Origin of the sequence: Pseudomonas sp. MYb327 (assembly GCF_040438925.1) — a bacterium.
Taxonomy (GTDB): domain Bacteria; phylum Pseudomonadota; class Gammaproteobacteria; order Pseudomonadales; family Pseudomonadaceae; genus Aquipseudomonas.
This window is the reverse complement of the sequence record NZ_CP159258.1, coordinates 3,853,651-3,869,734: the sequence shown is the minus strand read 5'-3', so window position 1 is coordinate 3,869,734 and position 16,084 is coordinate 3,853,651. Positions and strand designations below refer to the sequence as shown.

The 16,084-nt window shown below is 60.3% G+C and carries 16 protein-coding genes; 10 read left to right on the top strand and 6 right to left on the bottom strand.

Annotated elements, in window-relative coordinates; genetic code table 11:
- The first annotated feature begins 75 nt into the window (after positions 1–75).
- From ABVN21_RS17480 to ABVN21_RS17470, 3 genes are all read left to right on the top strand, one after another.
- A complete protein-coding gene (locus tag ABVN21_RS17480) occupies positions 76–792 on the top strand; it encodes an OmpA family protein (protein WP_339555017.1) in 717 nt (238 codons plus the stop codon).
- A gap of 148 nt (positions 793–940) precedes the next feature.
- The gene (locus ABVN21_RS17475) at positions 941–1,219 is read left to right on the top strand and encodes a DUF1145 domain-containing protein (RefSeq protein ID WP_339555018.1); all 279 of its coding nucleotides are present in this window, start codon (positions 941–943) and stop codon (positions 1,217–1,219) included.
- Positions 1,212–1,970, top strand: coding sequence for a collagen-like protein (locus tag ABVN21_RS17470; RefSeq protein WP_339555019.1), 759 nt, complete (start codon positions 1,212–1,214; stop codon positions 1,968–1,970). The genes ABVN21_RS17475 and ABVN21_RS17470 overlap by 8 nt, the downstream gene beginning before the upstream one ends.
- A 109-nt stretch (positions 1,971–2,079) precedes the next feature.
- On the opposite strand, the gene ABVN21_RS17465 is transcribed toward ABVN21_RS17470, so the two are convergent.
- Positions 2,080–2,544 (bottom strand): CopD family protein, encoded by a 465-nt coding sequence (locus tag ABVN21_RS17465; RefSeq protein ID WP_339555020.1) that lies wholly within the window; start codon positions 2,542–2,544, stop codon positions 2,080–2,082.
- 99 nt (positions 2,545–2,643) lie between these two features.
- Here ABVN21_RS17465 and dinG point away from each other — a divergent pair, with 99 nt between their 5' ends.
- From dinG to pdxH, 5 genes are all read left to right on the top strand, one after another.
- Positions 2,644–4,788 carry an ATP-dependent DNA helicase DinG gene (dinG, locus tag ABVN21_RS17460; RefSeq protein WP_339555021.1) on the top strand — a complete coding sequence of 715 codons (2,145 nt, stop codon included), beginning with the start codon at positions 2,644–2,646 and terminating at the stop codon, positions 4,786–4,788.
- Between the two features lie 95 nt (positions 4,789–4,883).
- Entirely contained in the window at positions 4,884–7,400 is a 2,517-nt protein-coding gene (locus tag ABVN21_RS17455) for a beta-galactosidase (protein ID WP_339555022.1), read from the top strand.
- Between the two features lie 221 nt (positions 7,401–7,621).
- Positions 7,622–8,767, top strand: a complete 1,146-nt coding sequence (locus ABVN21_RS17450; protein ID WP_339555023.1) for a serine hydrolase domain-containing protein — start codon at positions 7,622–7,624, stop codon at positions 8,765–8,767.
- 114 nt (positions 8,768–8,881) lie between these two features.
- Positions 8,882–9,973, top strand: coding sequence for an OmpA family protein (locus ABVN21_RS17445; RefSeq protein WP_339555024.1), 1,092 nt, complete (start codon positions 8,882–8,884; stop codon positions 9,971–9,973).
- Positions 9,974–9,997: 24 nt separating this feature from the next.
- The gene (pdxH, locus tag ABVN21_RS17440) at positions 9,998–10,645 is read left to right on the top strand and encodes a pyridoxamine 5'-phosphate oxidase (protein WP_339555025.1); all 648 of its coding nucleotides are present in this window, start codon (positions 9,998–10,000) and stop codon (positions 10,643–10,645) included.
- Positions 10,646–10,650: 5 nt separating this feature from the next.
- Here pdxH and ABVN21_RS17435 read toward each other — a convergent pair whose 3' ends face one another.
- Positions 10,651–10,887, bottom strand: a complete 237-nt coding sequence (locus ABVN21_RS17435; RefSeq protein WP_339555026.1) for a hypothetical protein — start codon at positions 10,885–10,887, stop codon at positions 10,651–10,653.
- A 166-nt stretch (positions 10,888–11,053) separates the two neighbouring features.
- On the opposite strand from ABVN21_RS17435, the gene ABVN21_RS17430 reads away from it, so the two are divergent.
- A complete protein-coding gene (locus ABVN21_RS17430) occupies positions 11,054–11,518 on the top strand; it encodes a glycine zipper 2TM domain-containing protein (protein ID WP_034146759.1) in 465 nt (154 codons plus the stop codon).
- Between the two features lie 60 nt (positions 11,519–11,578).
- Here ABVN21_RS17430 and ABVN21_RS17425 read toward each other — a convergent pair whose 3' ends face one another.
- The 4 genes from ABVN21_RS17425 to nhaA form a co-directional block, all read right to left on the bottom strand.
- A complete protein-coding gene (locus tag ABVN21_RS17425; protein ID WP_339555027.1) occupies positions 11,579–11,803 on the bottom strand; it encodes a hypothetical protein in 225 nt (74 codons plus the stop codon).
- A 60-nt stretch (positions 11,804–11,863) separates the two neighbouring features.
- Complete coding sequence (locus ABVN21_RS17420; RefSeq protein WP_339555028.1) at positions 11,864–12,118, bottom strand: colicin E3-like toxin immunity protein; 255 nt, start codon at positions 12,116–12,118, stop codon at positions 11,864–11,866.
- A 7-nt stretch (positions 12,119–12,125) separates the two neighbouring features.
- Positions 12,126–13,361 (bottom strand): colicin E3/pyocin S6 family cytotoxin, encoded by a 1,236-nt coding sequence (locus ABVN21_RS17415; RefSeq protein ID WP_339555029.1) that lies wholly within the window; start codon positions 13,359–13,361, stop codon positions 12,126–12,128.
- A 121-nt stretch (positions 13,362–13,482) separates the two neighbouring features.
- The gene (nhaA, locus tag ABVN21_RS17410; protein WP_339555030.1) at positions 13,483–14,670 is read right to left on the bottom strand and encodes a Na+/H+ antiporter NhaA; all 1,188 of its coding nucleotides are present in this window, start codon (positions 14,668–14,670) and stop codon (positions 13,483–13,485) included.
- A 238-nt stretch (positions 14,671–14,908) separates the two neighbouring features.
- Between nhaA and ABVN21_RS17405 the strand changes: the two genes are divergently transcribed.
- Positions 14,909–16,003: a PLP-dependent cysteine synthase family protein gene (locus ABVN21_RS17405; RefSeq protein ID WP_339555031.1), complete on the top strand. Its 1,095-nt coding sequence runs from the start codon at positions 14,909–14,911 to the stop codon at positions 16,001–16,003.
- Positions 16,004–16,084: the final 81 nt, after the last annotated feature.

Here is a 16,084-nt window from a genome sequence, read left to right as displayed (position 1 = left end):
CGGCTTGTGCAGTCGCGGATGCGGGTCTTTACTCCTGTGTAACCGGTATGGGCCGGTGACACAGGAGTTTTCAACATGACCAAACTCACACGGACCGTCTTGCCGGTTCTGCTGCTTGGCAGCCTGTTGACCGGCTGCGCTACTCATAGCGATGGCACTGCCCCCCTCAATCAACGTACCTGGCCAATCTGCAGCCTCATCGGCGGACTGGTCGGCGGCGGCCTGGGCGCTATCGAAAGTGCCGGTTGGGCGGCCGGTGGAGCGGCGCTTGGTATCATGTCCGGTGGTTTGATCTGCTATGCCCAGGATGGAGATGAAGATGGCGATGGCGTATTCGACCGCCGTGATCGCTGCCCTGATACTCCCGCCAATACCCCTGTCGAACACCACGGTTGCCCGCTGCCGCAATACCCGGCCAGCGTGAAGCCAGAACCTGTTCAAACCGAAGTCATCACCCTGAGCGATGCCGAGGATGTGCTGTTTGCGTTCAATAAATCTGACTTGACCCCTGCCATGCAGAGTCAACTGGATGCGGTCATGGGCACCCTGCAGGACGCCAGCGTCGTGAGCATCAAGGTGGTCGGTCATACCGACAGCGTCGGGTCGGATGCCTATAACCAGGGATTGTCGGAACGACGTGCCAGCACTGTCGCCGAATATTTACTGAGCCAGCACGTTGCGCCGAACAAAGTCACCAGCGAAGGCAAGGGTGAGAGTGAGCCGGTTGCCGATAATGAAACCGATGCAGGACGGGCGAAAAATCGCCGCGTGGAATTGCACATCAATCGCTGAGCCGCGAAATAGAGCTGTCGGGTCGAGAATTGCATCGATCCGGCAGCCATTCGGCGATCTTCATGAAGAATTTTCGGTTGCCCTCTGGCTAATCCCGCGCGGAAGCCGTTACTGTGCGCGCAAACAATAATTCTCATCGGGGGCGCGTATGAAGGTGATATGGGGGCTGGGGAAGCTGTTGACCCTGGTGTTCTGGCTGGTGGTGCTGGTCAATCAGCTCATGCCTTTCATCCATCCGCTGCACCTGCTGGTCAATCTGGCCGGCGGCCTGCTGGCGGGGCTTCACCTGCTGGAGGCGGTGTTCTGCTACCGCAGTCTCAGGGGCCGCGCCCACCCTTGGCGTGATCGCTTGAAAGTCCTCTTTTTTGGCGTTTTCCACCTGCAAACCATTCCGGCTCCGACCGCATCTAAGGCTTCCCATGCGTAAACTCTGTCTGCTCGCTGCATTCATCAGCCCATTGGCCTGCGCCCAAGTGGTCAGCGTTGAAACCAACTCGCTGATGCGCCTGCCCAACACCGCCAGCACTTTGCAGCTGGAACGCCTGGAAGTGGCTGATTACGGCACCTTGCTGATCCCCTCGAACGTGACCGAAGTCACTGTCAGCGAATTGCACCTGGGCCGTGATGCGCGAATCGCCATTGTGCCCAGCGAACAACCGCTGGAGCTGAAGGTCAGTCGCGCCGACTTGTCCGAAGGCAGCCAGATCACCGCGCGCGGTGCGCCGGGCACATATCAGAAGGCTGCCCGCGCCGGGCGCAATCTTAATTTGCAGATCAATACGCTGAAGGCGCCGCAACTGCTGGTGGATGCTCGCGGTGGCGCGGGTGCGCCGGGATTTGTCGGCCTCGACGGGGCTAATGGGCAGGCGCCGGGTTGTGCCTGGGGCCAGGCAGGTCGTGGCGCCGATGGCAGCGATGGCAGTGACGGTCAAGCGGGCGCGCCGGGAGCCTTGGTGCGGCTGACCGTGCCGCACGATTACCCGGCAGAGCAGATCAAGGTGCAGGTAGCCGGCGGTGCCGGTGGCGTGGCCGGTCCTGGCGGCAAGCCGGGAGCGGGCGGCAAAGCCAAGGGCTGCCTGGTCTACAAGGCCGATGGCGGCAAGAGCGGCAAACCTGGCGTCGACGGGCAGCCGGGGGTTGCGGGAGCGGCGGGCTCTGTGACAGTGCAGCGCTTATAAGAACCACCAACAACCCCTGTGGCGAGGGAGCTTGCTCCCGCTGGACTGCGTAGCAGGCCCATCTTTTGGGGCCGCTTCGCGACCCTGCGGGAGCAAGGCCAGCGCCACCTCAAAAAATGGGTCGCACCGCCGCCATTGCCACCAACACCAACCCCACAATCAAATTGATCCCTACCAACCGGCGAATCCTTCCCAGCACTGCGGCCCCCGCCGGCCAATCCTGGGCCGTCACCGCCGTGCGCAGTTCCGGCAACATCAACGCCTGGATCCGGATGAACAACGCAGTCATCACCACATACAACCCCATCATCACCTGCACGTAACGCGGTGCGGTTTCAAAACCGGCGTATTGCAGGTGGATCATGCCGACTCCGCTGATCGGCAACAGCACCACCGCTACCCAGACCCAGCGAAAAAAACCTTGAAACACTTCTACCCACAGCTTTAGCCGGGCAGGGCCCTCCAGCGCCTTCATCGCCGCGGGGCGCAGGACCATCCAGGCGAAAAACATGCCGCCTACCCACACCAGCGCGGCGAGGACATGCAGGCTATAAACAAGGCTAAAAGCGGTCATTCGAGTACTCCGTTCTGCGCGGGATTAATTAGCGGGGTATGATAGCCGGCGAACCAAACCACTGAAAATTTATCCAGCGTTTTTTGCGCCCGACAATCCATGATCAGCACCGAACTCAAAACCACGATCCAGGGCGCCTATTCGCGTTTTCTCGAAGCCAAGAGCCTCAAGCCGCGCTACGGCCAACGCCTGATGATCGCCGAAATTGCCAAAGTCCTCGGTGACATCGACACCGACGACGAAGGTCGGCGCAGTGGCGACCCCGCGATTGTCGCGGTGGAAGCCGGCACCGGTACCGGCAAGACCGTGGCCTATAGCCTCGCCGCGATTCCCACCGCCAAGGCTGCCGGCAAACGCCTGGTGATCGCCACGGCCACCGTCGCTTTGCAGGAGCAGATCGTCTACAAGGATTTGCCCGACCTGATGCGCAACAGCGGGCTCAATTTCAGCTTCGCCCTGGCCAAGGGCCGCGGGCGCTACATGTGCCTGTCCAAGCTCGACATGTTGCTCCAGGAAGGTCACGCACAAACCGCCACCGCGCAGTTGTTCGAAGAAGAAGGCTTCAAGATTGAGGTCGATGAGGCCAGTCAGAAGCTGTTCACCAGCATGATCGAGAAACTCGCCGGCAATAAATGGGACGGCGATCGCGACAGTTGGTCCACCGCCCTGGAAGACGCCGACTGGGCGCGGCTGACCACCGATCACAGTCAGTGCACCAACCGACATTGCCCGAACTTCGGCCAGTGCGCCTTTTATAAGGCCCGCGAAGGCATGGGCAAGGTTGACGTGATCGTTACCAACCATGACATGGTTCTGGCAGACCTGGCGCTGGGCGGCGGCGCCGTGCTGCCCGATCCGCGCGACACCATCTACGTGTTCGACGAAGGCCACCACTTGCCGGACAAGGCGATCGGCCACTTCGCCCATTACACGCGCCTGCGTTCCACCGCCGACTGGCTGGAAACCACCGCCAAGAACCTCACCAAACTGTTGGCCCAGCATCCGTTGCCCGGTGATTTGGGCAAGCTGATCGAGCAAGTGCCGGAGCTGGCGCGGGAGATCAAGACCCAACAGCAGTTCATGTTCACCGCTTGCGAACAGGCTTCCGATTTCAAGCCCGGCGAAGACGTCGAAGGCCGCGAGCGCCCGCGTCACCGTTTCGTCGGCGGCGTGATTCCCGAGCACATGCGCGAGATGGGCATCGAACTGAAAAAAGGCTTCGCGCGCCTGACCGATCTGTTCACTCGACTGACTGAATTGCTCAAGGAAGGCATGGACGGCGAGGTCAACATCGGCATCGCCAGCAACCAGGCCGAAGAGTGGTATCCGCTGTTCGGCAGCTTGTTGTCCCGCTCTTCGGGCAACTGGGAGCTATGGGTCGCGTTCACCGCTGAAGACCCGGAAGACAACCCGCCCATGGCCCGCTGGCTGACCCTGGCCGAAAGCGGCTCGCTGTTCGACATCGAGGTCAACGCAAGCCCGATTCTTGCGGCGGAAATGCTCCGGCGCAATTTGTGGAACGTGGCCTACGGCGCGCTTGTCACCTCGGCGACCTTGACTGCCCTTGGCACGTTCGACCGCTTCCGCATGCGTGCGGGCCTGCCGAAAAAAGCCGTGACCGCCGTGGTCCCGAGCCCGTTCCATCACGCCGATGCCGGTGTTCTGCGAGTGCCGAACCTCAACGCCGATCCCCGCGATGCAGCCGCGCACACCGCCGCGATCATCCGTGATCTGCCTGACCTGGTCGAAGGCTCGCGGGGCACTTTGGTGCTGTTCTCTTCGCGCAAACAGATGCAGGACGTGTTCGACGGGCTGGATCGCGACTGGCGCAAGCAAGTGTTCATTCAAGGCAACCTGTCAAAACAGGAAACCCTGAACAAGCACAAGGCGCGAGTCGATGGCGGGGATTCGAGCGTGCTGTTCGGCCTGGCGAGTTTTGCCGAGGGTGTCGACTTACCCGGTGCTTATTGCGAGCACGTGGTGATCGCGAAGATTCCGTTCTCGGTGCCGGATGATCCGGTCGAGGCGGCGCTGGCCGAATGGATCGAGGCCCGTGGCGGCAACCCGTTCATGGAAATCTCCGTACCGGACGCCTCGCTGAAACTGGTCCAGGCCTGCGGTCGTTTGCTGCGCACCGAAGAAGACCGCGGCACCATTACCCTGCTTGATCGGCGCCTGGTGACCCAGCGCTATGGCAAAGCGATTCTCAATGCGTTGCCTCCTTTCCGTCGTGAAATTTCCTGAAACACCGGTGGGCAGTTTTGCCCGCCGCGTTGTCTATCTCTCTGTCATCGCTTTTTCATTGGCCCACCGAGGTCGTTAGGGAGAATTTCGTTCTCATGATTCGCCGTTCGCTGCCCGCTGTTTTTGCCCTGTTGTTCGCAACGCCCTTGCTGGCCGCTCCCGCAGGTCAGCAGACGCTGTTCAACTTTGTGCGCCCCGCCGACGTGGTCCAGGTGGCGACCCAGGACGCCAGCCTGCCGCAATCCAACGCCGAGCAAACTGCCGAAGGAGAAGTGCTGCGCCGGGTGACGTTCAACCCGGTTGCCCGGCCCACCCTGCGCCTGACCCCGCAGAACGGGGCGTGGGACTGGTCGCAGTCGGGCGTCATGAGCCTGAGAATCCAGAGCGCCATGAACTGGGCCGTGACCCTCTACGTGACCATCCAGAGTAACGACGGCAAGACATTGGTCAGTCGCGTCGACCTTCCGGCGGGCCCGGCGCAGACGCTGTTGGTGCCGTTGCAACCGACTTCGGCGCTGGGCCAGGGCATGAAGGCGGGTCCGCCAATGCCGATGACGGTCGACGGCCAGCGTATTTTGCTGGCCAGCAGCGCGGGTGAACTGGATCGCGGCCAGGTAGTCTCGGTGAGCCTGTCGATGGATCAGCCGAAAGTGGCCCAGAGCATTCTGTTGGAACGCTTTGGCGTGCAAGACGCCGAGGGCGTGACGCAGGCCGTGTACGGCGGGTTGGTGGACGCCTATGGTCAATCGACCCGGGCGAAGTGGCCGGAGAAGGTCAGCAGCGATGAGCAACTTAAAAGCGCCGAGGCCAAGGAACAGCAACAACTGAAAACCTGGCTGGCCGAGCGCGAAAAGACCTCGCTGGACAAGTTCGGCGGTTCGACCACCGGGCCGACGTTCAAGGCCAGCGGCTTTTTCCGCACCGAGAAACGCGACGGTCGCTGGTACCTGGTGACGCCGCAAGGTCATCCGTTCTATTCGCTGGGGGTCAATACCGTCACGGCGGACGTCAACCAGACTTACATCGCCGGTCGGGAATGGATGTTCGAATCCCTGCCCAAGGCTGACGAACCGCTGGCCAGTCACTTCGGTGAAGGGGACAATCGCGGGGGCAATGGCGTCGATCAGGGCCGGGGTTTCAATGCCGGGAAGTGGTACGACTTCTATGGCGCCAATCTGCAGCGTTTGTATGGCAATCCGTGTTCTTTGGGCAGTGACACCAAGGCTGGCGTTGCGGAAGCGGCCAAGGCCGACGCGGTAGAGGCCACGGCCGAAAAGGCTGCCGAACGACCTGTCGTTCCATCAGCTACTGAATCCGGTGTCGCCGAAGCCGCCAAGACCGGCGCCGCCGATGCAACGCTGGCGAAAGCGGCCGAGCCGACATCTGCCGAGCCGAAACCTGCCGAACCGTGCAAAGCGACCTTTGATGAGCAACGCTGGACCAGTCATACCCTTGACCGTTTGCAAGCCTGGGGCTTCAACACTCTCGGCAACTGGAGCGCTCCGACACTCGGTGACGCTGAACGCGTGCCATACACCTTGCCGCTGTCGATCGTCGGCGATTACGCCAGTATCAGCACAGGCAGCGATTGGTGGGGCGGGATGCCTGATCCGTTCGACCCGCGCTTCGCCATGGCCACCGAACGTGCTGTGGCCATCGCCGCCCGCGACCACCGCGACGATCCCTGGCTGATCGGTTACTTCGCCGACAACGAATTGGCCTGGGCCGGTCCTGGCGACGATCCGAAAGACCGCTACGCACTGGCCTACGGCACCTTGAAAATGACCACCGATGTGCCGGCCAAACGCGCGTTCCTCAAGCAACTACGCGACAAATACCGCAATCAGGCGGGGCTTTCCAAGGCATGGGGCATTGATTTGCCGGCGTGGGAATTGATGGAAGACCCCGGTTTCGTGCCGCCGCTGCCGAGCGCCGAACACCCGGAAATCGAAGCCGACTTCAAGTACTTCCAGAAAGTCTTTGCCGACACCTACTTCAAGACTATTTCCGATTCGCTCAAGTGGCATGCGCCTAACCAGTTGTTGCTCGGTGGCCGCTTTGCCGTCAGCACTCCGGAAGCCGTCGATTCCTGTGCCCAGTATTGCGATGTACTGAGTTTCAACATGTACACCCTGCAACCCCAGGACGGTTACGACTTCGTCAAACTGCGCAGTCTCGACAAGCCGGTGCTGATCACTGAGTTCAATTTCGGCTCGACTGATCGCGGCCCGTTTTGGGGCGGCGTGACGCAATTGGCGAAGGAGGAGGACCGTGGCCCGGCCTACGCCAACTTCCTGAAACAGGCGTTGAGCGAACCGTCGATTGTCGGCGTGCACTGGTTTCAATACCTCGACCAGCCTGTAACCGGGCGCCTGCTGGATGGCGAAAATGGTCACTTTGGTCTGGTGGGGATTACCGATCTGCCGTTCCAGGGCTTTGTCGATAGCGTGCGCAAGAGCAATCTGGCGGCGATTGACCAGTTAGGTAAAGAGGCCGAGAAGGCCGGCGCCGAGACCGACAAAGCCAGCCACGACGCCGAAGGCGGGCGCAAGGCCGAAGCCGGCAAAGGCCCGGGCAAGGGCGCTGGGGGACACTCCGGCAAGGGTCACTGAGTTCTGATACGCCGCGTTATCGTTCTTCGCGAGCAGGCTCGATCACACAGCAAGTACGCAATCCACTGTGGGAGCCTGCTCGCGATGGCGCCTGAACAGGCGCCAAATCATTCTGATCATTTCTACGAGCGATTGACCGCCCAGCCAGCCCCTGTTCCCAAAACCTTCAGGGGCTGGAACAATGCGGCCCACTTTACAAAACGTTTTGCGGGGAGTTGCGGGTGCAGATTCAGGGTCATTACGAGCTTAAGTTCGAGGCAGTGCGTGAAGCGTTCGCGGCGCTGTTCGACGATCCTCAGGAACGTGGCGCCGCGCTGTGCATCCAGATCGGCGGCGAAACCGTCGTCGACCTGTGGTCCGGCACCGCCGACAAGGACGGGGCCGAAGCCTGGCACAGCGACACGATCGCCAACCTGTTCTCCTGCACCAAGACTTTCACCGCTGTCACCGCACTGCAATTGGTGGCCGAAGGCAAGTTGCAACTGGATGCCCCGGTTGCCCGTTACTGGCCTGAATTCGCCGCCGCTGGCAAAGAGTCCGTGACCCTGCGTCAACTGCTCTGCCATCAGGCCGGCCTGCCGGCGTTGCGCGAGTTGCTGGCGCCCGAAGCGCTTTACGACTGGCAAACCATGGTCGACGCCCTGGCCGCCGAAACACCGTGGTGGACGCCGGGGGAGGGCCACGGTTATGCGGCCATCACTTACGGCTGGCTGGTCGGCGAGTTGTTGCGCCGGGCTGACGGGCGCGGTCCGGGTGAATCCATTGTGGCGCGGGTCGCCAAGCCATTGGGTCTGGATTTCCACGTCGGCCTGGCGGATGAAGAGTTTCACCGCGTGGCGCACATCGCCCGTGGCAAGGGCAACGTCGGCGATGCCGCAGCCCAGCGCCTGCTGCAAGTGACCATGCGCGAACCCATGGCCATGACCACCCGCGCGTTCACCAACCCGCCCTCGGTCTTGACCAGCACCAACAAGCCGGAATGGCGGCGCATGCAGCAACCGGCGGCTAACGGCCACGGTAACGCGCGCAGTTTGGCCGGGTTCTACGCCGGTTTGCTCGATGGCAGTTTGCTGGAAGGCGAAATGCTCGACGAGTTGACCCGCGAACACAGCCTTGGCGAGGACAAGACGCTTCTGACCCGGACCCGTTTCGGCCTGGGTTGCATGCTCGATCAACCGGATGTGCCCAACGCGACATTCGGCCTGGGTCCGCGAGCGTTCGGTCATCCGGGCGCTGGGGGTTCTATCGGTTTTGCTGACCCGGAGCACGATGTGGCCTTCGGTTTTGTGACAAATACGCTGGGGCCGTACGTCTTGATGGATCCGCGCGCACAAAAGCTTGTGCGGGTACTGGCCACTTGTCTGTAAATCTCGCTCAAGGGTTCCGGAGCTGGAACCCGATAGCCTTTTCAGTTTCCAAGCGTCTGTTTATACGGGCCGATACGGCCTGATTTTTTATTACTTCATTTTTGTGGATATCCAATGTCAACCAAACCCACCCTCGCTTTGGCACTGTGCTTCGCTATTACCGGTTGCGCACAGACTCCTAAAAATGATGCAGACGGCGGTAGCTGGTGGCCGTTCGGTTCCTCCGACAAAGTCGCGGCCAAAGAGCCGGCTCCGGCACCCTTGAAACCTGCCGCGACCGCCCCGGTGGCCAAGACCGAAAGCACCAGCCCTTGGTACTGGCCGTTCGGCACCGAGGAAGTGCTCGACACAAAACCAGAGGTAAAACCTGAAGCCAAGCCAGTCGAAGTAGCCAAGGCTGAGGCAAAGGAAAGTGGCAATTGGTGGTGGCCGTTCGGCGGCAAAGAGCAGAGCACCGCCAAAGCCGTGCCGATGCCGGATCCGAAAGTCACCCAGGCCTGGCTCGATGACTACGAGCCGCGTCTGCGTGCAGCGATCAAGGACAGCAACCTGCAACTCGAACGCCGTGAAAACGTGTTGGTGGTGACCGCGCCGGTCGAAGGCTCGTTCAACCCGGACCGTCCGGCGATGCTGCTGCCGGTGACCCTCGGCCCGTTCACGCGCGTCGCGAAGATCCTCGAAGTCGATCCTAAAACTGCCGTGCTGGTGCTCGGTCACAGCGATACCTCGGGCGCCGCACCGGCCAACGTGAAGCTGAGTCAGGAACGTGCGCAAGCCGTTGCCGCGATCTTCCGTCTCAGCGGTCTGCAGCGTGATCGCCTGATGCTGCGCGGCATGGGCGGCGAAGCACCGCGTGCCGCCAACGACAGCGTTGAAGGTCGCGCCTTGAACCGTCGTGTGGAGCTGCTGGTAACGCCGCAAAACACCATGGTCGCGTTGCTGAGCAAGTACAACATGCCGGCCCCGGCACCGGTGCGCATGGTTGCCGCCCAGGACATCAAGCCAGTCGCCAAGCCAGTGACGCCAGCGCCGGCCGATGCTAAAAAAGCGGCTGCACCGGTGGCGAAAAAGGCGCCGGCGAAGAAAGCTGCCAAGGCGCCAGCCAAGAAGGCGCCGGCTAAAACCGCGACGCCAGCGAAAAAGACCACACCGGCCAAAGCGACTGCCGATGCGACGAAAGTCGCCGCCGATACCACAAAGAAGTGATTCGTTAACCAGAAGGAATGCGCCATGACCAAGGCCTTGGCTGATATGCGCCGCGACTACACCCGTGATGGCCTGACCGAGGCGCAAGCCCCGGCCGAGCCATTCGCGCTGTTTCACCAGTGGTTCGCTGATGCGGTGAAAACCGAGCAGGCGCCGGTGGAGGCCAATGCCATGACCCTGGCCACGGTCGATCGGGACGGTCGGCCGCATTGCCGCATTCTGCTGCTCAAGGGCCTGGACGCGCAGGGCTTCACGTTCTTCACCAATTACGACAGCGCCAAGGGCCAACACATGGCCGCGAACCCGTTCGCGGCCATGACCTTTTTCTGGCCCGCCCTGGAGCGCCAGGTGCGCATCGAGGGGCGGGTGGTCAAGGTCACACCGCAAGAGTCCGACGCTTACTATCAGGTTCGCCCGCTGGGCAGCCGCCTCGGTGCCTGGGCTTCGCCTCAGAGCCGGGTGATTGCTGATCGCGGTGAATTGGAAGCGTTGCTCAAGGACATCGAGCAACGTTTCAGCGACTCCCAGCCTCACTGCCCTGAACACTGGGGTGGTTATCGCCTGCTGCCGGAGCGCATCGAGTTCTGGCAGGGCCGTCCGAGCCGCCTGCACGACCGCCTGAACTATCGTTTGCAGGGCGCCGACTGGATTCTTGAACGTCTGGCACCCTGAGCAGTCTACCGATCGGGATACCCTGCCGCAGCGGCCTCCAGCCACTTCGGCAGATCTCGACGCTTGATCTTCTGCGCATACGCGCTCGCCAATCGTTCGAGCATGAATGCTTTTTTCTGCTCATCCTGACCGGCCAGGGCTAACGCCAGATCGCGGTCCATCCAGCGTTTGATACGTACAAATAGCCACCAGTGGAAGTACAGTCCGGCAACAGTAGTGACGACAATGATAAAGTAATCCATGAAAATCCTGAGTCAGCAGCGCAGATCGTTGAATTTGCCGCGTTCGCCCGGCAGTTTGCGGCAGCGCCTGTACTGGAACTGAATGAAACCATTTTTATCCCGGCGATGCCGTGACAGGCGTCAAGCTGCGGAGTTTAATGATTACCTGTCCTTTGGAGTTGATGCTATGCGTAAGTCTGTTCTGCTGGTTGCTTCCTTTTCCACGATGGCGATGTTGCTCACTGGCTGCCAATCGAGCTTGACCGGTGACTCCTATTCCCGTGACGAAGCGCGTCGGGTGCAGACGATTCGCATGGGCACCATCGAAGCCTTGCGTCCGGTGAAAATCGAAGGCACCAAAACCCCAATCGGCGGCCTCGCCGGTGCAGCGGTGGGTGGCGTAGGTGGCAGCGCCATCGGTGGCGGTAAGGGCAGTATCGTGGCTGCGGTCATTGGCGCAGTCGCCGGCGGCCTCGTCGGTTCCGCAGCCGAAGAAGGCCTGACCCGCACCCAGGGCGTGGAAATCACCGTCCGCGAAGACGACGGCAGCATGCGCGCCTACGTGCAACAGGTTCAGGAAAACGAAGTGTTCCGTGTTGGCGAGCGTGTGCGGATTGCTACCGTTGATGGCACGAGCCGCGTTTCGCACTAAGCGGAAAGCCGGGTAAACAAAAACCCCGATCAGGTGACTGGTCGGGGTTTTTTCTGAACCTCAAATTTGTGAGGTCAAATACAAATCAAGATTTCTAGGCAAATCCAGCGAGCTAGCTTTTTCTATATCCACGATTTGACTCTCGGTAAGTCTGTAATCATGCAGACAGACTTCATCTTCGATCCAACCCATAATGACTGTTAGTTTTGCTAAAGCGATTGAAATATCCCCTTCATACACAGGGAAATCCTCTCCCTTCTTAACGCGCATAATTCGGTGCTTCATGGTTCTGCCTTTCTGGTTGGATCTGCGGTGAGGCGCGCTCACCACCACATAAACCGTCCTTCACCATGCCTGTCGATATCGAAACGCTATTTGGTAATCGAAAGTGGTGGTGTCGATTTGATGGTTGAAAAGAGGCTGCAGCTTAGCAATCCAGGCATCTACTACATTAAATCCACCATCGTATATTTCGTTAGCATCCATCAAACCCATTGCTTCAATGATCGAGCCGTCGTCGCCGAGATCGGCAGAGTATTCCTTTCCCTCTAATACTTCGGTGGTCTTATCGAACCAATCCAACCTTATTTTCAGTCCCATCTCTGCCTCATAAAAATCTTTTAATATTGCGATCTTTCTTTGGTAGATCTATTTGTTCGCCCGTTTTGTGGTCGAATGAACCTAGATGGCTTCCATCACTTGCACGATAAGCTTCGAGTTCTCCATGTAGTGAGTCCCACTCATAAATCCTTCTACCTTTGGCATCGGTCCACCTCTCCCGGAGGCCTCCACCGCCTTGTTTTGGGGTTTTCCTTTTCGCCTCTTTCAGACCTGAAAAGCCTGTAATTTCTTCCGTTTCGGGTGCCGAGTGATAATCGTGATCTGGATTTGGTAATTTTCTACCAGAAACGCTCACCACAACATAAACCGGCTTCACCCCCGACCCCACCGGAAACACAAGAATGAAATCCTTGTACTCAGGCGGATAAACCGGATTAACGATAATCCCGTCAGCCAGTTTCGTCGGCGGATAAACCCAGATGTGCGGGGCTTGCGGGGCGGCTTCCAGTTTGGGGATGCCGAGGATGTCGGAAGCGTCTAATGCCGGGGTCCAGATCAGTTCGATGCCTGCACCGAGGTCGGCTATGTATTGGCTATCGCGCAAAGCGATCTGCACCACATCGACCATTTCCCAATCACGATTCTTGCCGGTGTAAAAGGCGTAGCCCTTGAGGCTGCCGTCCTCCCGCTGTTCGATTTGCAGGCGCATACGCGTGCGGGCATGTTTGAGGGCGCGCAGTTGGTCTTCGGTGTAGAGGGCGCTGTCGCCCAGGGTGGGCGTCCAGAACAGCGCGACCAGCCCGGTTAATGTCGCGGCGGCAGCCGTACCGAGAGCAACACCTGCGCCTATGACGGGAGCGGCGAGAGCCGGCGCGCGAAGGGCCAGTTGACCGAGGCCCAGTGATAGGGTGGTGCCGCTGATCGTTTGTAGATTCAGCAGACCGCTTTCATCTACCTCGCGAGCTCCCAGCCATGCAATCTCGCCGTAATCTTCAAGGCTGTCGGTGGGCACCATGCCCGAGGGATTGGCGTAATCGATGATCGCATCAGGCAGGTTGCAGGATTTGGCGAAGACGCATCCGGCCCGGACGGGCGCCTGTGCGATCGGAGCGATCTGACGGCTGCGTTCGAATGCCGCTTGCCTGGCGAGCATCGCGTCATGGGCGTTTTGCCGGGCCTCGCGTTCTGCCAGTTCAGTGGCGGTCATGTCGCGGTAGCTGATGTGATGCCCGTCCCCTGACGGCGGGTTTCTAACCTGGGGAATGTGCTTGTTGCTAGCCACTGACTGTCCTTGTGTGTTCGTTCATCGGCAGCCCCGGGTAAGGGCTGCGCGACGTTAACGAACGGGACAAAGCGTGGCTGTAGGACGGTTCTTCGATGAACCTAAGAATTGTCTCTGATGATCAGGAAGACAGGGCAGTGTTCTTGCGGCTCGCCATCGCCGTCACCGCATAACCGATCAATGCCGCCAGTATCGACCCGGTCAAAATCCCCATCCGGTCCATCCCCGCATAGTCATTGGCGCCCGGCTCGAACGCCAGGGAACCGACAAACAGGCTCATGGTGAAACCGATACCGCAGAGGATCGCGACGCCCAGCACCTGACCCCAGTTGGCGCCTTGGGGCAGGGCGGCGATGCCGATTTTCACTGCGAGCCAAGTCAGGCCAAACACGCCGACGGTCTTGCCCAGCAGCAGGCCGACCGCAATGCCCATCGGCACATCGTGGGTGAAGCTCTCGACGGTGACGCCACTCAGGGACAGGCCGGCGTTGGCGAAGGCAAACAGCGGCAAGATGCCGTAAGCGACCCAGGGGTGCAGAGCGTGCTCCAGCGTCAGCAGCGGCGAAGGTTCGGCATTTTTCGTGCGCAGCGGGATGCAGAAGGCCAATGTCACGCCGGCCAGCGTAGCGTGCACGCCGCTCTTAAGTACGCAAACCCAGAGAATCAAACCGATGATCATGTATGGCCCGAGCTTGACCACGCCGAGCCGGTTCATCCCGATCAGCGCCGCGATGCAGGCTGCGGCCAATGCCAGGGACAGCGTCGACAACGCACCGGAGTAGAAGATCGCAATGATGATGATCGCGCCGAGGTCGTCGATGATCGCCAGGGTCATCAGGAACAGCTTCAGCGACACCGGCACGCGTTTGCCCAGCAGCGCCAGTACCCCCAGCGCAAAGGCGATGTCGGTAGCGGTCGGAATCGCCCAGCCGCTCAGGGCCGCCGGGTTGTCACGGTTGAGGAACCAGTAGATCAGCGCCGGCACGACCATGCCGCCAATGGCGGCCGCACCCGGCAGCACGATCTGCGACGGTTTGGACAACTGGCCGTCGAGGACTTCGCGCTTCACCTCCAGGCCTATCAGCAGGAAAAACAGCGCCATCAGGCCGTCGTTGATCCACAGAAGCAACGGCTTGGCGATTTTCAGGGCGCCGACCTGGGCGACCACCGGGGTGTCCAGCAAGCCGTTGTAGAGCCATGACAGCGAGGAATTGTTGATGACCAAAGCGAGGACAGCCGCAGCAATCAGTAACAGACCGCTGGCAGCTTCCAACTGAAAGAAGCGCGTGAAAGTGCTACGCAGAGGCAAGGTCGCTCTCCATCGATGAATTCAAAAGGTGGGACACCCTAACCCGTACCGTTAGTTGTTAAAACAAAAGTTATATTCTTTTTTGTTATATGTCGTTACAACGTGATTGTCCCCTACGGACCTGAGCCTAGCAGTTGCCAAGCGTATTGAGGCTCAGCTGTACCTGTGCTGGATGTAGGTTTTTTCCTAAGCTTGATGATTGAGGCAGTTTCCTGGCCGATCCAACGAGAAAATCACCATGAGCGACAACCGACAGTGGGCCCGCGAAGCCATCCGGATCATCGAAGCCGACTTCCAGCGCAGCGCCGACACCCACCTGATCCCCTTGCCGCTACCGGGTTTTCCGGGCATCGAGTTGTACTTCAAGGATGAGTCGAGCCATCCCACCGGCAGCCTCAAGCACCGGTTGGCGCGTTCGTTGTTCCTCTATGCGTTGTGTAACGGCTGGCTCAAGCCCGGCGCGCCGGTGATTGAGGCGTCCAGCGGCTCGACAGCGATTTCCGAGGCGTACTTCGCACGCATGTTGGGCTTGCCTTTTATTGCTGTGATGCCGGCGACCACCTCACGGGAAAAAATCGCACAGATCGCGTTCTACGGTGGCCAGAGTCATTTGGTGGAGGATCCGACGCAGATCTACGCCGAGTCCGAGCGTCTGGCCCGTGAGCACGACGGGCACTTTATCGACCAGTTCACCTACGCCGAGCGCGCCACCGACTGGCGGGCGAACAACAACATCGCCGAATCGATTTTCCAGCAGATGCGTTTCGAGCAACATCCGGAGCCGAGCTGGCTGATTTCCAGCCCTGGCACCGGTGGCACCACGGCGACGCTGGGACGATACGTGCGTTATCGCCAGCACTGCACCCGCGTGTTGTGTGCCGATGCTGAACGCTCGGTGTTTTTCGATTTCTACCAGAGCGGGGATGCCAGCCTGCGCCTGGATCACGGCTCGCGGATCGAAGGCATTGGCCGGCCTCGGGTGGAAGCGTCATTCCTGCCCAAGGTGATCGACGCGATGGTCAAGGTGCCGGACGCATTGTCACTGGCAGCCATGCATTACCTGGCCGAACGCTTGGGGCGACATGTGGGGGGATCGAGCGGCACCAACCTGATCGGCGCGTTGATGGCCGCGCAACAGATGGCGGCGGCGGGGGAAACGGGATCGATTGTGGCGATCTTGTGCGATGGCGGCGAGCGTTATGCCACGACTTATTACGATCAGGCTTGGCTCAAGGCCGAGGGTTATGAGTTGAGCGGATTGATGGATGCGGTTGCGGCGACGGTCGAGCGCGGCGAGCCGCTGCCGGCTAGCGTGTTGCGCGCCAACATCTGACACCCATTACCTGTAGGAGCTGGCTTGCCGGCGAGACGGATTCGGATTCAGCATGAATGTTGGCTGATCCACCGCTATCGC